This is a genomic window from Olsenella sp. SW781 (assembly GCF_012027725.1).
GTDB lineage: Bacteria > Actinomycetota > Coriobacteriia > Coriobacteriales > Atopobiaceae > Thermophilibacter.
Genome location: NZ_SJOU01000003.1, coordinates 18617 through 37760 on the forward strand (window position 1 = coordinate 18617; position 19144 = coordinate 37760).

Sequence of the window (19144 nt, forward strand, 5' to 3'; positions counted from 1 at the left end):
GGACGCCGACGTCCCCCAGCAGAGCGACGAAGCGCCAGACGGGCCCGCAGCTGAAACGCCGACCCAGAACGAGGCCGGCACGCCAACGACGCCGACGGCGCCTCCCAAGACGGATGGCGACGGGGACGTCGCAGCTGAGACCTCCCCTATCACGGAGGCCGAAACCACCGTTTCAAACTCGCTCCCCGATTCGCCCATGCTCCCCGTGGAGCCTGAAGCTGCGTCCGAGCCCGCCCAGCAGCCAACCCCCGTCAAGGGCTGGAGCGGGAACCACTACTGGGACGGGACGCTCAACGACGACGGCACGGAGAGACTCTACACCGGATGGGTCGTAGACGACCACGACGGCGAGGGTCTGCAACGTTACTGGGTGATCGGCGGCGAGAAGTTCACCGAGGGGCTCTTCCACGTTGGCGACGGGACGTGCGGCTATGCGCTCTCCGACGAGGGCTGGGTGCTGCGCGGCATCTCCGACGTCATCGACGGACTCGTCTACATCGCGAACAACGACGGCATCCTCCTCTCCCCCGGCTGGCACGTGACGGGCGAGTTCACGGACGGCGATCTGCAGCGCTACTACATCGAGGACGACCACGCCGCGCATGTGGGCTACGGGGAGTCCGGCGGCTGGGCGCATTACACCACCTCCCATGGCTACGTCGCCCGAGGAAAGACCGTGGACACGGACGGCACCGTCGCCCTCGCGGACAACGACGGACGCGTGGAGAGGGACGGATGGCTCGTCACGGGAACGTACGACGGCGGCGGCCTCCAGCGCTACTACATCGAGAAGGGCGCCGCCAAGCTCGGCGAGTTCACGGTGGGCGCGTCAAAGTACTTCGGCCTCGCGGACGAGGGCTACGTCCTCAGGGGCGTCGGCGCGGGCGAGGCTGAGGGCCGCTACGCCGACAACGACGGCGTGCTCGCCCAGTCGCGGTGGGTGGTGACGGACGCCTTTGGCCAGGGCCTCCAGCGCTACTGGTTTGACTCCTCCGCGAGCATGGCCTCGGGCCGCCTCGTTGACCCCACGAGCGTGCTGGACGCCGGCGCAGGCTGGTACGCATACGCGCGGCCGGAGGGCTACGTCGTCCGCGGGAAGTACGACACGGGCAGGGGCCTGGTCTACCTCGCGAACAATGACGGCGTCCTCGCCTCGACGCCCGATGGCGGTGGCTGGCTTATCACGGGAGCATACGACGGCGGCGGCCTCCAGCGCTACTGGATTGACCCGGTCTCCCACGCCGCCCGCAGCGGCTTCTTCGCCGTGGACGGGAAGACCTACTTCGGCCTCGGCAACCAGGGCTACATCCTGCGCGGCAAGATGACCTGGGGCGACCACGTCCTTCTCGCCAGCAACGACGGAGACATGGCGCAGGCCGCCGGCTGGCTCGTGACCGGGCTCTACGACGGCGGGACGCTGCAGCGCTACTGGATCGGTGAGATCGACGGCTTCGCCGGCTTCTTCGGCGCCGTCACGGGCTTCTTCGACCTGGCCGACGGCACGTCGAGCTATGGCGTGGCGGGCCAGGGCTACGTGCTCCGCAACGCCCCCATCTGGCGCCTGAACGACGACTACACCGCCCGCTACTGCGTTGCCGACAACGACGGGCGGCTCATCGTCGACGAGGCGCGCTCCAAGGTGGTGAGCACCTACGCCAAGTGGATGGCGGAGATCGCCCTCGACGACTCTCACGGCTACGACCAGCTCTATCGCCTGGGCCAGTACGGGGACTATGACTGCTCGGCGCTCACCATCGCCGCCCTCGAGAAGGCCGGCATCGACACCGCGTGGGCGTGGAGCACGCGCGACATGCGCGCCGCGCTCACGATCACGGAGTTCGAGTGGATTCCCAGCCTCTCCGACCTGCAGTACGGCGACATCCTCCTCGCGGAGGGACACCACGCCGCGGTCTACCTCGGCGACGGGAAGCTCGTCGAGGCGTGGGCGAACGAGTTCAACGGGGCTGTGGGCGGCAAGCCCGGTGACCAGACGGGCGAGGAGATTCGCATCCGCAGCTACTACGACTACCCGTGGAGCGGCATCCTGCGCCTGAGGGCGTAGGGACGGCCACCACAGGCTCGTGACATGGGGCGGGGCGCCGGCGACTTCCTCTGCCGGCGCCCCGTCCCTCTTGGCCGTAGCTTCTACGACGCGCTACCGGGCGTCGTTCTTCTCGATGTCTATGAGGATCTCGTCCGCGTCGATGAGGGGCAGCATCACGGTGCCCATGGGCGACATCGCTGACATCTCCGCGAGCTTGCTCGTGGCGAAGGCATAGCCCGCCTTGATGGCCTCGAGGCGCATGGCGTGCTCCATCTTCTTGTCGCGCTGCGCGGCGGCGGACTCCTCGCTGCCGGCCATGTGGCGCGCGGCTATCGCGGCATCCCCCATGATGGGCGAGGTCACGACCACGCCGACGAGCGCGCCGAAGTGCAGGAACTCGGGGTGCTCGCCCTGCTCGCCCGCGGGCGCGGACGGGTCGGCAATGCCAAACTGGATGCCCACCATGGCGCGCAGCACGTTCTGGCGGTTCTTGACGTCCAGGCTGAAGCGCTTGTCGGGGTTGGTGATGGCGAGGCGGCTCTCGCCGGCGCGCTCCGCGACGGGCGCGGCGTGGAAGACGCACTCGATGAGCGAGAGGTCGTCGACGCGCATGGCGAGGGAGATGTCGGTGTCGCTCATGTGGTCTCCTTTCGTGCGATGTCTCCCGTGCATCTTAGCATGCGGGGCGCTGGGGCAGAGGCGTGGGCCTGCGTCCCGGGGCCGCGGCTAGCATGCATTCTGCGCGGTCCTTCTCGCATACCCGCAGATGATGAGACAAGCCCGGCGCAGAGTGCATGGTACCCGCTGCCATCGACCAACGAAAATGGGGCCGGGGAGTCGCTCCCCGGCCCCGGAGTCACCGCTGTCGCTCGACACTAGCGGGTGAGCTCCCCCACCGCGGCGCGGAGCTCGTCCACGCGGTCCGTGCGCTCCCAGGTGAACTCGGGCAGCTCGCGGCCGAAGTGGCCGTAGGCGGCGGTCTTCTCGAAGATGGGGCGGCGCAGGTCGAGGTCGCGGATGATGGCGCCCGGGCGCAGGTCGAAGACCCTCTCCACGGCCGCCTCGATCACCGCGTCGTCGACGGAGCCGGTGCCGAAGGTGTCCACCATCACGGAGAGCGGGTGGGAGACGCCGATGGCGTAGGCGAGCTCGATCTCGCAGCGGTGCGCGAGGCCCGCGGCCACCACGTTCTTGGCCACCCAGCGCGCGGCGTAGGCGGCCGAGCGGTCCACCTTGGTGCAGTCCTTGCCGGAGAAGCACCCGCCGCCGTGGCGGCCCATGCCGCCGTAGGTGTCCACGATGATCTTGCGGCCGGTGAGGCCGGTGTCGCCCATGGGCCCGCCCACCACGAAGCGGCCGGTGGGGTTCACGTAGACGTCGGCGTTGTGCCACTCGATGCCCACCATGTCCATCACGGGCGCGATCACGTAGTCGACCATGTCCGCCTTGACGGTGGCCATGTCCTCGATGGCGGCGTCGTGCTGGGTTGAGACCACGATGGCCGTGACCTCCGCGGGGACGTCGTCCTCGTAGCGGACGGTCACCTGGGTCTTGCCGTCCGGGCGAAGGTACGGCACCTGGCCGTTCCTGCGGACCTCGGTGAGGCGCTCGGCCATGCGGCTTGCCAGGTAGTGCGGCATGGGCATGAGGACGGGGGTCTCGTCGGTGGCGTAGCCGAACATCATGCCCTGGTCGCCCGCGCCCACGAGGTCGATGGGGTCGGTGGTGCGGCCGGCCTGGGCGTCGAAGGACTCGTCGACGCCGGCGGCGATGTCGGGGCTCTGCTCGTGGATGAGGTTGAGGACGCCGCAGGTGTCGGCGTCGAAGCCGAACTTGGCGCGCGTGTAGCCGATGCGGCGGATGACGTCGCGGGCGATCTTCTGCACGTCGAGGTAGGCCTCAGTGCGGATCTCGCCGGCGATGATCACGGTGCCCGTGGTCACGAAGGTCTCGCACGCGCAGCGGACGTTGTCCACGTTGGCCGGGATGCCGCCGGGCGCGACGTAGCCGGCCTCCTGGAGCTCGGCCTCCTTGGCGAGGAGCGCGTCGAGGATGGCGTCCGAGACCTGGTCGCAGATCTTGTCCGGGTGGCCCTCCGTCACGCTCTCCGAGGTGAAGAGGTAGCTGCGGGACGAGGTGGAACGATGGGGTGAAGACATGTCGGTCCTTCTTTCGCTTTCGGGGCGGCCGTTGCCATTCCGCCCCTCCCAATACAAATGCCTAGTGATGATACCCAAATGCCGCGGCGCCGAGGCCGCGCCCGCACGTCGGCACGGCAACCACACGTTCCGGCGCGGGCAGGAGGGCGGCGGGCTCTTCTCGCCGGTCCTTCTCGCCATGCGGAACCGCGCGAGGAGGCATGCTCGGCAGGCGCGAGAGGCGAGAAGCGGGGCGCCCTCCTCGCCTTTGAGCATGCCGTATGTACCAGCATGCCCATATGCACGGAATCGGCCCCTGAAGACGAGAAACCGTGCGCGGAGGCATGCTCGGCGGCGGCATGGCAGCGACACCGGCCGTCGCACCCGTGGGTCAGCCGAGAAAGACGGCGCGGCCGCGCTCCGTGCCCACGCCGGAGAGCGCGAGGTCCAGAATCCTTCGGGTGAGCGCCTCGACGCTCTCGGGCGCCCCGTCGGGGGCCACGTGCTCGAACACCAGGAAGGCTCCTGCCACGGCGGCCGCGCAGAGGCGGCTGTCGGCGTCCTCGCGGACGAGCCCCTCCCCCTTGGCGCGCTCGAGCTGGGCCGTGAGGATGGCGAGGACGCGCGCGAGCCGCGGCCCCTCCACGGCGGGCGCCCCCGTCGCGCTCGTCCCGGAGCCGAGCATCGCGAGCATGAGGGGGCCACCGGGCCTCAGGGCCTCGGCGAGCGCGCGAACGAGCCCGAGGATGGAGTCGGCCGCCGAGGGGGCGTCGGCAACGACCCGCTCCACCGCGTCGACGAGCGCCTCGACCGAGCGGTCCATCACGGCGCGGACGAGCTCCCCCTTGTCCGCGAAGTAGTAGTAGAGCGAGCCCTTCGACATTTCGCAGCGAGACGAGACCTCGATCATCTGGAAGTCCGTCCCGCCGCGCTCTACCATGAGCTTCGCCGCGGCCTCCATGATCTTCTCGCGCGTCACCGCGCTCTTGCGGGTCCTCGCCTCCGCCCGGCCTCCCCTGACCTCCATGCGCGCCTCCCCTCGTCCGCCAGGGCCGCATGCCTAAAAGGTGCCTAAAGGGGGCCTGTCCCCTTTTAGGCGAGCCCTCCGGGCACGGCTCTCGTTAGCAGAATCCTAGCATCAGGTCGCTGTTTTTGAGCTGAGTTCAAAAATATTGAACACACGTGTATAGTTTCGGCCGAAAGGGAAACGAGAGGGTAAGCGGGCCCGGCAGCCCGCACGACGGCCGAGTGACGGGTTTTGGACGGATGAGGCCCTGGAAACGGCCTCGTTTGTCCGAAACCCGTCACTCGGCTGGACAGACCCGCCCGGAGGACCAGAGGAGATCACCAAGCATGCGCACCGCAATCAAAATATTCGCCCGCGACCTGAGGAGGCTCCTCGCGAGCCCCGCGGCGATCGTGATCGCCGTGGGGGTCTGCGTCATACCCTCCGTCTACGCGTGGCTCAACATCCTCGCCAACTGGGACCCGTACGAGAACACGGGCACGGTCCCCGTGGCGGTGGCCGAGCTCGACCGGGGGGCGGACGTCCCCGGGATGGGGTTCACGGACGCGGGCGACATGGTCCGCCAGCGCCTCGAGGAGAACGACCAGCTGGGCTGGACGTTCGTCGACAGCGAGGAGGACGCGCTCGAGGGCGTGCGCTCGGGGCGCTACTTCGCGGCCTTCGTCATCCCCGAGGACTTCACCTCCACGCTCGCGGGCGTGCTCGACGGGCGCACCGAGCCCGCGCGCGTGGGCTACTACGTCAACGAGAAGGCGAACGCCGTGGCGCCCAAGGTCACGGACACCGGCGCCACCACGCTCGAGACCCAGATCGCGCAGGAGTTCGTCAGCGTGGCGGGAGAGACGGTGACCGAGCGGCTCCAGGGCGCCGTGCGCGGAGCGACGGACGCCGCCGACGCCGCGTCCGAGGGCGCCGTGGCCGACCTGCGCGACGTCGGCGGGCGCCTCGACGGGCTCGCCGGCGTGCTCGAGGCGGCGCGCGGCGACGTCGCCACCGCACGCGGGGCCGTGGGCGACGCCCGCGCCGCCGTGGCGGACGCCGGCAGGGCCGCGAGCTCCCTCGCCGGGTCGCTTGACGCGGCGCTCGGGACGCTCGGCCAGGCGCGCGGGCGGGCGCGGACCCTCGCGGGCGACCTCTCCGCCGCGCTCGGGACGGGCGCGGGCGCGCTCGCCGACCTCTCATCGACCGCGAGCCACGACATCGGCGCCATAGCCGGGGACGTGGGCTGGGCGCAGGGGCGCGCGCAGGCGGCCATCTCGCAGATCCGCGCCGCCAACGGCACCGTGGGCGGCATGCTGGGGACGCTCGAGTCCGCCCTGGACGAGCTCTCCGCCGCGGGCCCCTCGGACGGGGCGGCGGCAGCGCTTCGCGACCGCGTGGTCGAGGACCTGCGCTCCGTCCTCGCCGACCTCGAGCGGCTCTCCGCCGACCAGGCCTCCGAGCTCGACGAGCTGGAGGCCGCCTCCCAGGAGGTCGCCGCCGGGGCGGACGCGATGGGCGGCCTCGCCGGGGAGGTGAACGACGCCGTGCAGGCGGGCGCCTCCTCGCTGGAGGGGCTCCGCTCCCAGGTGGCGCAGGACGCCTCGCCCCAGCTCTCCTCCGCGCTCGACGAGCTCGCGGACGCCGGTGGGCGCGTGGCGGGCGGCGTCTCCGCGCTCGGCCCGATGACGGGCCAGGCGGACGGCACGCTGGCGCAGCTCGACGCCCTTCTCGCCCAGTGCGACGCCACGCTCGACCGGGCCGCCTCGGGCCTGCGCGACGCCGCGGGCACCGCGGACGGCCTCGCCGACGACCTCGCGGCCGTGGCGGGGGCCTCCGACTCCGCCGCTGTGAGCGGCCTGCTCGCGCTCGACCCCGCGTCCACGGGCTCGGCGCTCGGCGCGCCTGTGGAGATGGCGAGCGATCCCGTCTTCCCCGTCGCCAACTACGGCTCGGGCGTGGCGCCCTTCTACACCAACCTCGCCCTCTGGGTGGGCGGGTTCGTCCTCGTGGCCGTCTACAAGCTCGAGGTCGACCGCGAGGGCCTCGACGTCGCCGAGGTGACGCCCACCCAGGCGTTCTTCGGCCGCTGGCTGCTGCTCGCCCTGCTCGGGCAGGTGCAGGCGCTCGTCTGCTGCGTGGGCGACGTGGCGCTCGGCATCCAGTGCGTCTCGCCCGCGGCCTTCGTGCTGGCGGGGATGGTGGAGTCGCTCGTCTACGTGTTCGTCGTCTACGCCCTGGCGGTGGCCTTGAAGCACGTGGGAAAGGCCCTCGGCGTGCTGCTCGTGGTCCTGCAGATCCCCGGAGCCTCGGGGCTCTACCCCATCCAGATGCAGCCCGACTTCTTCCGCGCGCTCGGGCCGTGGCTGCCCTTCACCTACGGCATCAACGCCATGCGCGAGGCCGTCGCGGGCTTCTACGACGGCTACTACGTTCGCAACCTGCTGGTCCTTCTCGCCTTCGCGCTGCCGGCGCTGCTGCTCGGCGTGGCCGCGCGCCGCAGGCTGGCGGGCGTGAACGCCCTCTTTGACCGCCGCATGGCCCAGACGGACCTCCTCATCGCCGACCATCCCGCCGCGTGGGGCGAGAAGGACGAGGGGTTCCTCGCGTCCGTCGTGGACGCGCTCGCCACCTCCCCGGGCCACCGGGAGGCCTTCCTCGAGCGGGCCGCGCGCTTCGAGCTCGCGTACCCGCGGCTCGTGCGGCGAGGCGTGGCGGCGCTGCTGGCCGTGCCGCTGGTCCTTCTCGCCCTGCTCTTCGTGACGCCCGCGAAGTTCGCGCTGCTCGTGCTGTGGGTAATCTCGCTCGTGGCCGCGAGCGCGTACCTCATCGGCGTCGAGTACGCGCACGACCGGCTCGCCCGCATGAGCGAGCTCGAGAGGATGGGGACCGACGAGCTCGTGGGGCTCGTCGAGGACATGAGAGGGGGCGATGGGCGATGAGGAGGATCTGGGCCTTCATGCGCCGCGACGCGCGCCATGCGGTCTCGAGCGCGATCGCGCTCGTCGTGTTTGCGGGAATCGTGGCCGTGCCGTCGTTCTACGCGTGGTTCAACATCGCCGGCAGCTGGGACCCCTACGGCAACACGAGGAACCTCCGGGTGGCCGTGGCCAACGAGGACGCCGGCTACGAGGGGAGCCTCCTTCCCGTGAGGGTCAACATGGGCGAGCGCGTGGTGTCCGACCTGCGCGCGTCCGAGTCGATCGGCTACGAGGTCACCTCCGCGGACGACGCCGTCGAGGGCGTGCGCTCCGGCGAGTACTTCGCCGCGATCGTGATTCCGGAGGACTTCTCGCGCGACATGATGGGCGTGCTCTCCGGGGACTCGGCCCGGCCGCAGGTGAGCTTCTACCAGAACGAGAAGGAGAACGCCATCGCCACGATCGTGACGGACAAGGCGTCGGCCGCCGCGCAGGCGGACATCGACGCGAGCTTCGCGCGGTCGGTCGCGAGCGTGGGCGCGGGCGTGCTCGACGAGCTCTCCCGCGCGCTCGACGACGACGGCGTCACCTCGCTCGCCGCGCGGCTCGACTCCGCCGTGGCCGACGCGGAGGACTCGCTCGCCGGCACGGCCGACGACGTGCGCGGGTTCTCCGAGCTGCTCGCCTCGACGCGGGGCCTCCTCGGCAGCGGGGCGGACGCGGCCGAGTCGGCGCTCTCCCCTGCCGCCGGGGCGGGCGACGCGCTGCGCGAGACGGCCTCCGGGCTCGCGGGCGCGGGGTCCGCGATCGACGGCGCGGCGACGTCCGTCGAGGGGGCGCTCGCGTCCGCCGGGGCGGGCCTCGACGGCGTGGATGACGCCATCGACGACGCGCTCGCCGCGGCGGGGGCGCAGTCGGCGCGCGTCCGCGGGCTGCTCGACGACGCGCGGGCCGCCGCGGACGGGCAGGCCTCCTCGCTCGACGCGCTCGCGTCCGCGCTCGGGGAGCAGGACGCGCTCATGGGCCAGCTCGAGGGGATGCTCCCCGAGGGGGCCGCGCGCGACCGGGTGGCGGCGGCGCGCGAGCGCGTGCAGGGGCTCGCCGGGCGCGTGACGCAGGCGGCCGACGAGATGCGCGAGCTCTCGCAGGGCCTCCAGCGCACCATGGCCGACCTCGACGCGGGCACGGCCGACGCCGAGGCGGCGCGCCAGGAGCTCGCGGGGCTCGTCGGCGAGGCGCGCGCGGCGATCGACGAGGTGCGCGGGTCCTACGACGCCGACGTGCGCGGCGTGCTCGAGGAGCTCGCGGCGCAGGTCGGCGACGCCGCGGCGCAGGCCGACGCCGTGCAGGGGAGCCTCTCGGCGGCGCTCTCCTCCGCGCGCGACGCCGCGCGGGGCGCGGAGGGCACGCTCGGCGACGCGCAGACCTCGCTCGACGAGACGGCGGACGCCATCGAGAAGGGCGCGGGACGGCTGAGCGACCTGCGCGAGCGCCTCTCCGCGGCCCTGGCCACCGGCGACGTTGAGCAGGTCCGCAAGGTGCTCGCCGCCGACCCCTCCGAGCTCGCCGACTTCGTCGCGGCGCCGGTCGACGTGGAGCGCACTGCCGTCTTTCCCGTGGAGAACAACGGCTCGGCCATGGCCCCCTTCTACACCACACTCGCCATTTGGATTGGGGGCGTCGTGCTCTGCGCGCTCGTGCGGGCCACCCCCTCGGCCGAGGCGCTCGCCGAGACCGGCTGCTCGCACGCGCAGGCCTACGTGGGAAGGCTCCTGCTGTTCTGTGCGGTAGGACTCGCCCAGGCGGCGCTCATCTGCGGAGGCGACCTCTTCTACCTGGGCGTGCAGTGCGAGCACCCGTGGCTGCTCCTCCTCGTGTGCCTCGCGTCCTCGCTCGTGTACGTGAACCTGGTCTTCTCGCTCACGGCGTCCTTCGGCGACGTGGGCAAGGCCGTGGCCGTGGTTCTCATGGTGATCCAGGTGGCGGGGTCGGGCGGCACCTTCCCGCCCCAGATGCTGCCTCCCGCCTTCCAAGCCGTCTACGCGTGGCTGCCCTTCGTCCACAGCGAGAACGCCATGCGCGCGGCGATGTTCGGCATCTGGGAGGGCGACATCTGGCGCGAGCTGGCGATTCTCCTTGCCTACCTCGCCCCTGCCCTGCTCCTGGGCCTGGTGCTCCGCCGCCCGGTGATCCGCCTCAACGAGCGGCTCGAGGAGCGCCTTGAGGAGACCCGCCTCATGTGAGGACATGCCACCGTGCCGCTGGCGTCAGGTTCGTCTGGCACGCGGAAAGGGCGTGCCAAACGAACCTGACGCCAGCGGCACGATGGTCTGCAATCAGGCGGATAGTGTGAAAAAACCGCGCCCCGCCCTGCAATCGGGGGGATAGTGCGAAGCGATTCTGGGGGTGCCCCGAGTATCCGCCGCAGCCGCAACAGGCATTTTGCCCGAGAGTCGCCGCAAATCGTGCCGAAGCGCCACGAAAAGGCTTCGCACTATCCCCCTGATTGCAGGGAACGAGCCCCGAATTACACACTATCCGCCTGATTGCAGGCGACGGCACGCCCGCCCCCTGGACACGGCGGCAGATTTCCTCCAACTGCCGTCCCTGCCCCGGTCAGGAGGTCTAGCGCGCTATACTGATGGCGTATGTGACGATTGATTCACGGAGAGGAACCTCATGTCAGAGACCCCCGTTCGCGTGCGCTTTGCGCCCTCGCCCACCGGCAAGCTCCACGTTGGCGGCGCGCGCACCGCAATCTACAACTGGGCCTTCGCCCGCGCCAACCACGGCACCTTCATCCTGCGCATCGACGACACCGACCCCGAGCGCTCCACCGAGGAGAACACCCAGATCATCCTGCGCGCCATGCGCTGGCTGGGGCTCGACTGGGACGAGGGCCCGGAGGTGGGCGGCGACTTCGGCCCCTACAAGCAGACCGAGCGCGCCCAGATGTATCGCGACGCCGCGCAGCGCCTGTGGGACGAGGGGAAGGCGTACCCCTGCTTCTGCACGCCCGAGCAGCTGGCCGCCGACCGCGAGGCCGCGCAGGCGCGCAAGGACCCCTTCCAGGGCTACCAGCGCCGCTGCCGCAACCTCTCCCGCGAGGAGGCTCAGGCGCGCATCGACGCCGGCGAGCCCTACGTCCTGCGCATCAAGGTGCCTGAGGACCGCGGCGACGTCGTCGTGCGCGACGCGGTCCACGGCGACGTGACCTTTGCGGCCCGCGAGCTCGACGACTTTGTCATCCAGCGCACCGACGGCACGCCCACTTACAACTTCGCCACCGTCGTTGACGACGCCGCCATGGGCATCACCCACGTCATCCGCGGCGACGACCACCTCTCCAACACCCCACGCCAGGTCATCGTCTACGAGGCCCTGGGCGCGCCGGTTCCCACCTTCGCGCACATCTCCATGATCCTGGGCGCGGACGGCAAGAAGCTCTCCAAGCGCCACGGCGCGACCAACGTGGAGGAGTACCGCGACGCGGGCTACCTCTCCGACGCCTTCGTGAACTACTTGGCGCTTCTCGGCTGGTCGCTCGACGGAGAGACCACGATCATCCCACGCGACGTCCTGGCCTCGCAGTTCTCGCTCGATCACGTGTCCAAGAACCCGGCCACCTTCGACCCCAAGAAGCTCGACTGGATCCAGGCGGAGTACATCCGCTCGATGAGCGACCAGGAGTTCGCCGACGAGGTCATGCTGCCGGAGCTCCACGAGGCCGGCGTCATCGGCGGCGACTTCGAGGCCGACGAGGCCTGGGTGGACGCACTTGCCGCCATCGTGAAGCCGCGCACGAAATTCCCCGCGGACGTGGTCACGGTGACCGCCCCGGTCTTCGCCACCGCCGAGACCCTGGTCTATGACGAGAAGAGCGTGGCAAAGGGCCTCGCCAAGGAGGGCATGGGCGCGGTCCTGGACGCCGCGCGCGAGGCGCTGGCGGGGCTCGCCGCGTGGGAGCCGGCCGCGATCGACGCCGCGCTTGAGGCGCTGCCCGAGGCGCTCGACCTGAAGAAGCGCCTGGTCTTCCAGGCCGTTCGCGTGGCCGTGTGCGGCAACATGGTGTCGCCGCCGCTCGGCGAGACGATGGCGCTCGTGGGTCGCGAGGACTGCCTCGCCCGCATCGACCGCGCCCGCGCGATGGCGCTGTAGGCCAAAGGGGACAGTCACTTTTGACTCATCGGGCGGGCCCCAGCTGGGGCCCGCCCGTTCTTCTCGCCGGACACGTGCGATCGGGGATTGCCGGAAACGCGAGATGCGCATGCGAGAAGGGCGCGAGGGGCACGCGCAACCTTGAGTCATGCGTCCCTGGGGACAGAAATCCCGGCCCGCGCATCCTTCTTGACATGCGCGGGCCGGGATTGCCGGTAAACGGGGATGCGTGTGGCGCCGCCGCATCCGGGCGCGCCGGGGGCGAGAAGAGCCTACTGCTCGGTGCCCTCCCCTGCCGCGACGGCGTCGTCGGTGCCGGTGACCGCGGCCTCGATCATGGCGGTGAGGCCCGTGACCATCATGTCCACGCTCATGGACGCGGTGCCCTCGCCCATGGAGACGGCCTGCTCGGTGGCATACGGCACGTGCACGAAGCCGCCGCGGACGCCGGGGTGGCGCGTCGCGAGGGTGTGCAGCAGGCGGTAGAGCACCTCGTTGCAGCAGAACGTGCCCGCCGTGTAGGAGACGGCGGCCGGCACGCCCGCGGCGCGCGCGGCGTCGACCATCGCGAAGACGGGGACCGTGGCGAAGTAGGCGTCCGGGGCGCCCTCCACGAGCGGGCCGACGGGCTGGTTGCCCTCGTTGTCCGGGATGCGGGCGTTCGCGAAGTTGATGCCCACGAACTCAGGCGTGATGTGGCTGCGCCCGCCGGCCTGGCCGATGCAGAGAACCACATCGGGCTTCTCGGCGTCGATGGCGGCGTCCACCGCGGCGGCGTCCTTCTCAAAGACCACCGGGATCTGCACGGTGACCACGTCCGCGTCGGCGATCTTTGCCGGCAGGCGGCGCACCGCCTCGAGCGCGGGGTTGATGGTCGCGCCGCCAAAGGGCTCGAAGCCCGTCACCAATACCTTCATGCGTATCGCTTCCTTCCAGGTCGGACGGTTTCCGTGCCATCCGCGTCAGGTTCGTTTGGCTCGACACGATGTCGAGCCAAACGAACCTGACGCCAGTGGCGCGCTAGAGGGCGGTCATGACGATCATGTAGACGATCTGCACGGCGAGCATGAACAGCGCGATGGGGACCTGCTTCTTGATGACGCCGTACTGGTCCTTCATCTCGAGGATGGCCACCGGCAGGATGTTGAAGTTGGCCGCCATGGGCGTCATGAGCGTGCCACAGAATCCGCAGGTGAGCGCCACCGAGCCGATGAGGGCGGGGTCGGCGCCGAGCGAGAGCACGAACGGCGCGCCGATGCCCACCGTGAGCACCGTGATGGCGCCGTAGGCGTTGCCCATGACCATGGTGAACACGGCCATGCCGATGGCGTAGACGATGATGCCCACCACGAGGTTGCCCTGCGGGATCACGCCGGAGACGATGTGGGAGATGACGTCGCCCACGCCGGCGGCGGTGAAGATGGAGCCGAGGGCGGCGAGCAGGATCGGCAGCATGGAGAGCGGGCCCACCGCGTCGAGCATGCGGCGCGTGTCGTTGAGGAACACCTTGGGCGTGTTCTTGTGCGAGAACGCGAAGAGCATGAGGCCGCCCACCACGACGCCGAAGGTGAGGCCGACGAGCGAGCTGATGTTGGTGAAGAGGGCGAAGATGAGCGCCATGACGCCCAGCGAGAGCGCGGGCACGAAGAGCTTCATGCCGATCTTCTCGTAGTTGCCCTCCATCTCCTCCTGAGTGGGCTCGTCGCCCGTTCCGCGGCCGACCTGCTTGCAGATGGCGGGGATGACCATGATGACGACCATCGCGCCCGCGACGGTGCTCGGCACCCAGCGGCCGACGATGAACAGCATGCCGCAGACCACCCAGAACAGGGCCGTGCCCATGCGCTTGGGGTTGGTCTCGTCCTGCGCGTTGCGGATGCCCGCGTAGACGGCGATGAGCCCCATGACGATGTAGGCGACCTCGAGGAGCTTGTCAGAGAGCGTCACGTCGGCGCTCTGGAAGAACTGGATGAACTCCGTCACTTTGCCTCACCGCCCTTCTCGGCGTCGGCGGGCGCGCCCTGGCCTGCGCCCTCGGCCTCGTCGGCGCCCTCCTCGTAGGAGGCCGACCCGGTGGCCTTGATGACGCGCGCGCGGCGCTTGGTGAGGCGACGGTCGATAATGTTGTAGTAAACGATGGCAGCGATCATGGCGACCACGGCCACGGGCACCTGCACCATGGCAAGGTCGAGCAGGCTCACGTCGTAGCCGAGGCCCGCGAGCGTGCCCTGGACGAGCAGGCCGCCCGAGCCGCCAACGAAGAGCACCTGACCGAAGAACCACGCAACGTTGTCCATGCCCGAGGACATGCCCTTGAGCTCCTCGAGGTGACCGTCGCCGATCTTCTTGCCGTCGCGCTCCACGGCCGCCTGGGCCATGGGCATGATGACCGGGCGGATGAAGCCGGCCACGCCGCCGAAGTTGATGTTGAAGGCGGCAAAGAGGACGCGCACGACGCCGTAGGCGGAGATGATGATGCCCGACGTGGCGTTCTTGAGCTTGCGGATGAGCGCCGCCGCTGCCTGGCGCAGGCCGTTGCGCTCGAGCGTGCCCGTGAGCACGAACGTCATGATGAAGATGCACATGCTCCGATTGGAGACGAAGCTCGTGCCGAGGGTGTCCAGGAACGCCACCGGGTCCATGCCGCCCACCACGGCGGTCGCGACGGCGGCCACCATGATGATGAGGATGGAGTCGAGCTTCAGCGCGAAGCCCGCCACGACGATGACGATTCCCAGGAGCTTGAGGAGCTCTGCGGGATCCATCGGTCCTCCTTACAGAGTGCTGATACGACGTACCTATCATAGGCAGCCCGGGCACGAGACGAGAAGAACGTGAGCAATCGGTAACATCATGCGTGCCGCTGTGCCACTGGCGTCAGGTTTGTTTGGCGCGCGTTCGCTGCGCGCCAAACAAACCTGACGCCAGTGGCACAGCGGCACGCTGACGCCGGCGGCGCGCCTGCTATGCTAGTCACCGACGCACGCGCCCGGAAGGAGCCCCCATGGCAGCAAAGCCGCAGACCCTCGCCACGACCTCGGCCTTCGAGGTGCTCGGCCCCGTCATGGTGGGGCCCTCCTCGTCCCACACGGCCGGCGCGCTGCGCTGCGCCCGCGTGGCGGCCTCGCTCATGGGCGGCCGCGTCGCCCGCGTGCGCTTCACGCTGTGGAACTCCTTCGCGCACACCTATCGCGGCCACGGCACCGACCGCGCGCTCGTGGCCGGCGTGCTGGGGCTGGACACCGACGACGAGCGCATCCGCGACGCCTTCGACCTCGCGCGCGAGGCGGGCCTTGCCTTCGAGTTCGTCGAGGCCGGCGACGACACCTCCGTCCACCCCAACACCGTCGACATCGACCTCGAGGGCGAGGGAGGCGCGCGCTGCCAGGTGCGCGGCGAGAGCCTGGGCGGCGGCAAGATGCGCATCAGCCGCATCAACGGCGTGGGCGTGGACATCACGGGCGCCTACGCCACGCTCTTCGTCTCTCACAAAGACGCCCCCGGCATCCTCGCCTCCCTCACCCACCTGCTCGCGATGGCCGAGGTCAACATCGCCTTCTGCCGCACGTACCGCACCGAGCAGGGCGGCCGCGCGTACTCGGTCTTCGAGACGGACGGCGCGCCGGACGACTCGGTGCTGCCCATGATCCGCCGCATCCGCGACGTGAGCTTCGCCACCTTCATCTCGGTCCCGGGCTCGGCCTCCACGGTCTCCCCCGGCGTCACGGCCGCCGAGCTCTTCGACGACGGCGCGCAGCTCCTGGATGCCTGCGCCGAGCGGGGCCTCTCCATCGGCGGCGTGATGGCGCTGCGCGAGCGCGGCCTCACGGGTGAGGAGCGCGCCGAGGCGTCCATGCGCCGCGTGATCGAGGTCATGCGCGAGGAGACCACGGCGCCCATCGCCGCGCCGGCCCGCTCGCTCGGCGGCTTCATCGGCGGCGAGGCCCAGCTCCTGGATGCCGGCGCCGCGCGCTGGTCCGGCTCGCTCATGGGGCCGGTGCAGACCGACGCCGTGGCCCGCGCGATGGCCGTGCTCGAGCGCTCCGCCGCGATGGGCGTCATCGTGGCCGCCCCCACGGCGGGGTCGGCGGGCGTGGTGCCGGGCAGCGTCCTGGCCGTCGCGGACGCCGTGGGCGCGGGCGACGACGCCGTGGCGTCCGCCCTCTGGTGCGCGGCCGCCGTGGGCCTCAACATCCAGACGCACGCGTGCGTGGCCGGCGCCGAGGGCGGCTGCCAGGCCGAGGTGGGCTCCGCCGCCGCGATGGCGGCAGCGGCCGTGGTCGAGCTGCTCGGCGGCACGCCCGAGCAGGCGCTCTGCGCGGCCTCGCTCGCGATCTCCAACCTGCTGGGGCTCGTCTGCGACCCGGTGGGCGGCCTCGTCGAGGTGCCCTGCCAGGCGAGAAACGCCATCGGCGTCGCGGCCGCCATCTCGTCCGCGCAGCTCGCGCTCTCCGGCGTGCGCTCGCTCGTGCCGTTCGACGAGGTCGTCGTCGCCATGGCCGAGGTCGGCCACGCCCTGCCCTCGCGCCTTCGCGAGACCGCGCGCGGCGGCCTTGCCGCGACGCCCACGGCCCGCGCCGCATGCGCGGCGTGCGGGGCCTGCGGGCAGTAGCCAGCGGGTTGGCGACGAGAGCGAGGTCCTTCTCGCCCGTTCTTCTCGGCCCCTCCCGGCGTTTGGTCACCTCTCCCTAGTGAGCATGCCCCGTGGCACGGAACCGCCCGAATCCGGCACGACTCCGTGCGCTGAGGCATGCTCGGCGAAAGCGTGCGCCACGGCATGCTCGGGGCCACCGCTGGCGAGAAGAACCCGCTGCGCGGGGCTCGTGAGCATGCCTCCCGGCACAGAACGCCCGAGCATGCCCCATGGCACGGAACCGCCCTCGAACGCGGGGTTTCCGTGCGCCACGGCATGCTCGGGGCGGCGTGAACCATGACCTCGACAACGAAAAAGGGCCGGACCCGAAGGTCCGACCCTGAACGTTTGGTAGCCCGTACCAGATTCGAACTGGTGATCTCCGCCTTGAGAGGGCGGCGTCCTGAACCGCTAGACGAACGGGCCATTTGGTAGCCCGTACCAGATTCGAACTGGTGATCTCCGCCTTGAGAGGGCGGCGTCCTGAACCGCTAGACGAACGGGCCACATATGCAATTGTGAGGCAAGCGGCAAATGGCTGGGACTGAGAGAGTCGAACTCCCGTTGACGGAACCAGAATCCGCTGTCCTACCACTAGACGAAGTCCCAATTTGCCACTTCGTGCGCCTCTCAGCGCGGAGAAACACTATACGGCATCCCCTCACGTCATGCAAGCAAGAATTTTGGAGAAGTTGTGCATGGAAACTTGCCTAAAAGGGGCCTGTCCCCTTTTAGGCGGCTACCACCGCAGCCAGGCGAGAAGGGCGTCGCGCCTGTTGGGCACCTCCCCCGCCTTGACGGCCTCGAGCAGCTGCGCGAGCACCATGCCCACGCCGGGCCCGGGCTCCACCCCGCGCTCGCGGATCACGTCCGCCCCGCCCACGGCCAGGTCGCGCACGCGCCACACCGCCCCGGCGGAAAGCTCCGCGCGCAGGACCGCCGTCATGGCGTCGAGCTCCACCGCGTACCCCATGCACGCGGGCGCCTTGGCCACCGCGTCGGCGCGCTTGAGGTCCAGCAGCGCGAAGGCCAGCGGCCGCGCCTGCCCCGGCGCCGCCGCCTCCAGCTCGGAGAGCATCCGGCGCATGGAGGGGGCCGTCGCGCGGATCTCGAAGTCGTGGAGCAGCACGAGCGCCGCCGCGGCGCGCGTCACCTCCCCGGGCACCGCCAGGCGCCCCATCACGCGGCGCGCCACGCGGGCGCCCTCCTCGGGGTGGCCGAAGAAGTGGCCGCGCCCCGAGACGTCCTCGCTCCAGCAGGACGGCTTGGCCACGTCGTGCAGGAGCGCCGCCCAGCGCAGGGCCGGAAGCGGGCGCCCGCCCGCGAACTCCTCCGCGCCCGCGCAGACGCGCGCCGTGTGCTCGAGCACGTCGTGGGCGTGATAGGGGCTCCTCTGGTCGAAGCCGGCCATCGGCGCGAGCTCGGGCACGGCCGCGGAGAGCACGGCGAACTCGTGGCGCAGCGCCCAGGCGGCGCGCCCCGTGGCGAGGATCCCGTCGAGCTCCTGGCCGATGCGCTCGGACGCGATCTGGTCGAGCTCGGGCGCGCACGCCTCGAGCGCCGCCTGCGTGGCGGGCTCGATCGCGGCGTCAAGCCGGCAGGCAAAGCGCACGGCCCGCAGCACGCGCAGGGCGTCCTCCTCGAAGCGCGTGCGCGGGTCCCCCACCGCGCGGATGACGCGCGCCGCGAGGTCCCTCTCGCCGCCAAAGGGGTCGAGCAGGCCGCGCCCCGGGTGGAACGCCATCGCGTTGACGGTGAAGTCGCGCCGCGCGAGGTCCTCGCGCACGTCCGTGACGAAGCGCACCTCGTCGGGATGGCGGCGGTCGGAGTAGCCGCCCTCTACGCGGTAGGTGGTGGTCTCGACGGGCCGGCCCCCCACGACGGCCGTGACCGTCCCGTGGGCGGTGCCGGTCTCGTGCACGGCGATCCCCGCCGCGCGCAGCACGGCCGCCGTCTTCTGCCAGGGGGCCGAGGTGGTCACGTCGACGTCATGGCCGGGCGTGCCGAGAAGGGCGTCGCGCACCCAGCCGCCGACGACCCACGCCTCGTAGCCGGCGGCCTCGAGCGCGTCGACGACGCGCCGGGCGTATGCGGGCAGCTCGCGCGCGAGGCGGCCCTCGATGTCCGTGCCCATATGACCCCTCCACCCGTGGTTCTTCTCGCCACATTCTAGCAGCTCGGCCGGACGCGCCCCCGGGTGCGTACGCGCCTCGCCCGGGTACGTACGAGGTTTCCGGGTTGATG

General features: G+C 70.8%; 12 protein-coding genes and 3 tRNA genes. 5 read left to right on the forward strand and 10 right to left on the reverse strand.

The window, feature by feature from the left end:
* Nucleotides 1–196: 196 nt before the first annotated feature.
* A complete protein-coding gene (locus E0L17_RS02175; RefSeq protein WP_167929651.1) occupies nt 197–2062 on the forward strand; it encodes an endolysin-like domain-containing protein in 1866 nt (621 codons plus the stop codon).
* A 93-nt stretch (nt 2063–2155) separates the two neighbouring features.
* Here the strand turns inward: E0L17_RS02175 and E0L17_RS02180 are convergent, their stop codons facing one another.
* From E0L17_RS02180 to E0L17_RS02190, 3 genes are all read right to left on the reverse strand, one after another.
* Nucleotides 2156–2683 carry a hypothetical protein gene (locus E0L17_RS02180; RefSeq protein WP_167929652.1) on the reverse strand — a complete coding sequence of 176 codons (528 nt, stop codon included), beginning with the start codon at nt 2681–2683 and terminating at the stop codon, nt 2156–2158.
* 236 nt (nt 2684–2919) lie between these two features.
* On the reverse strand, nt 2920–4203 hold the full coding sequence (gene metK, locus E0L17_RS02185; RefSeq protein WP_167929653.1) for a methionine adenosyltransferase: 1284 nt from the start codon (nt 4201–4203) through the stop codon (nt 2920–2922).
* 370 nt (nt 4204–4573) lie between these two features.
* Nucleotides 4574–5209, reverse strand: coding sequence for a TetR/AcrR family transcriptional regulator (locus E0L17_RS02190; protein WP_167929654.1), 636 nt, complete (start codon nt 5207–5209; stop codon nt 4574–4576).
* Between the two features lie 326 nt (nt 5210–5535).
* Here E0L17_RS02190 and E0L17_RS02195 point away from each other — a divergent pair, with 326 nt between their 5' ends.
* The 3 genes from E0L17_RS02195 (at nt 5536) to gltX (ending at nt 12267) form a co-directional block, all read left to right on the forward strand.
* Complete coding sequence (locus E0L17_RS02195) at nt 5536–8130, forward strand: YhgE/Pip family protein (RefSeq protein WP_167929655.1); 2595 nt, start codon at nt 5536–5538, stop codon at nt 8128–8130.
* Entirely contained in the window at nt 8127–10352 is a 2226-nt protein-coding gene (locus tag E0L17_RS02200; RefSeq protein WP_167929656.1) for a YhgE/Pip domain-containing protein, read from the forward strand. Before E0L17_RS02195 ends, E0L17_RS02200 begins: the two co-directional genes overlap by 4 nt.
* Before the next feature lie 436 nt (nt 10353–10788).
* Entirely contained in the window at nt 10789–12267 is a 1479-nt protein-coding gene (gene gltX / locus E0L17_RS02205) for a glutamate--tRNA ligase (protein WP_167929657.1), read from the forward strand.
* 272 nt (nt 12268–12539) lie between these two features.
* On the opposite strand, the gene pcp is transcribed toward gltX, so the two are convergent.
* The 3 genes from pcp to E0L17_RS02220 all read right to left on the reverse strand — a co-directional run bounded on the left by pcp (nt 12540) and on the right by E0L17_RS02220 (nt 15032).
* On the reverse strand, nt 12540–13184 hold the full coding sequence (gene pcp, locus E0L17_RS02210) for a pyroglutamyl-peptidase I (RefSeq protein ID WP_167929658.1): 645 nt from the start codon (nt 13182–13184) through the stop codon (nt 12540–12542).
* Between the two features lie 103 nt (nt 13185–13287).
* Nucleotides 13288–14250, reverse strand: coding sequence for a DUF979 domain-containing protein (locus tag E0L17_RS02215; RefSeq protein ID WP_353652934.1), 963 nt, complete (start codon nt 14248–14250; stop codon nt 13288–13290).
* Nucleotides 14247–15032: a DUF969 domain-containing protein gene (locus E0L17_RS02220; protein WP_167929659.1), complete on the reverse strand. Its 786-nt coding sequence runs from the start codon at nt 15030–15032 to the stop codon at nt 14247–14249. Before E0L17_RS02220 ends, E0L17_RS02215 begins: the two co-directional genes overlap by 4 nt.
* A 239-nt stretch (nt 15033–15271) precedes the next feature.
* On the opposite strand from E0L17_RS02220, the gene sdaAA reads away from it, so the two are divergent.
* Nucleotides 15272–16879, forward strand: a complete 1608-nt coding sequence (sdaAA, locus tag E0L17_RS02225) for an L-serine ammonia-lyase, iron-sulfur-dependent, subunit alpha (RefSeq protein WP_167929660.1) — start codon at nt 15272–15274, stop codon at nt 16877–16879.
* Between the two features lie 370 nt (nt 16880–17249).
* On the opposite strand, the gene E0L17_RS02230 is transcribed toward sdaAA, so the two are convergent.
* The 4 genes from E0L17_RS02230 to E0L17_RS02245 all read right to left on the reverse strand — a co-directional run bounded on the left by E0L17_RS02230 (nt 17250) and on the right by E0L17_RS02245 (nt 19034).
* A tRNA-Glu gene (locus tag E0L17_RS02230) sits at nt 17250–17326 on the reverse strand.
* A gap of 3 nt (nt 17327–17329) precedes the next feature.
* Nucleotides 17330–17406: transfer RNA gene (locus E0L17_RS02235), tRNA-Glu, on the reverse strand.
* A gap of 29 nt (nt 17407–17435) precedes the next feature.
* A tRNA-Gln gene (locus E0L17_RS02240) sits at nt 17436–17509 on the reverse strand.
* 130 nt (nt 17510–17639) lie between these two features.
* Nucleotides 17640–19034 carry a CCA tRNA nucleotidyltransferase gene (locus E0L17_RS02245; protein ID WP_167929661.1) on the reverse strand — a complete coding sequence of 465 codons (1395 nt, stop codon included), beginning with the start codon at nt 19032–19034 and terminating at the stop codon, nt 17640–17642.
* Between the last annotated feature and the right edge of the window lie 110 nt (nt 19035–19144).

Coding starts and splice junctions, on each gene's coding strand:
- E0L17_RS02175 (WP_167929651.1), top strand. CDS start 197: ATGCTCCCCGTGGAGCCTGAAGCTGCGTCCGAGCCCGCCCAGCAGCCA.
- E0L17_RS02180 (WP_167929652.1), bottom strand. CDS start 2,683: ATGAGCGACACCGACATCTCCCTCGCCATGCGCGTCGACGACCTCTCG.
- metK (WP_167929653.1), bottom strand. CDS start 4,203: ATGTCTTCACCCCATCGTTCCACCTCGTCCCGCAGCTACCTCTTCACC.
- E0L17_RS02190 (WP_167929654.1), bottom strand. CDS start 5,209: ATGGAGGTCAGGGGAGGCCGGGCGGAGGCGAGGACCCGCAAGAGCGCG.
- E0L17_RS02195 (WP_167929655.1), top strand. CDS start 5,536: ATGCGCACCGCAATCAAAATATTCGCCCGCGACCTGAGGAGGCTCCTC.
- E0L17_RS02200 (WP_167929656.1), top strand. CDS start 8,127: ATGAGGAGGATCTGGGCCTTCATGCGCCGCGACGCGCGCCATGCGGTC.
- gltX (WP_167929657.1), top strand. CDS start 10,789: ATGTCAGAGACCCCCGTTCGCGTGCGCTTTGCGCCCTCGCCCACCGGC.
- pcp (WP_167929658.1), bottom strand. CDS start 13,184: ATGAAGGTATTGGTGACGGGCTTCGAGCCCTTTGGCGGCGCGACCATC.
- E0L17_RS02220 (WP_167929659.1), bottom strand. CDS start 15,032: ATGGATCCCGCAGAGCTCCTCAAGCTCCTGGGAATCGTCATCGTCGTG.
- sdaAA (WP_167929660.1), top strand. CDS start 15,272: ATGGCAGCAAAGCCGCAGACCCTCGCCACGACCTCGGCCTTCGAGGTG.
- E0L17_RS02245 (WP_167929661.1), bottom strand. CDS start 19,034: ATGGGCACGGACATCGAGGGCCGCCTCGCGCGCGAGCTGCCCGCATAC.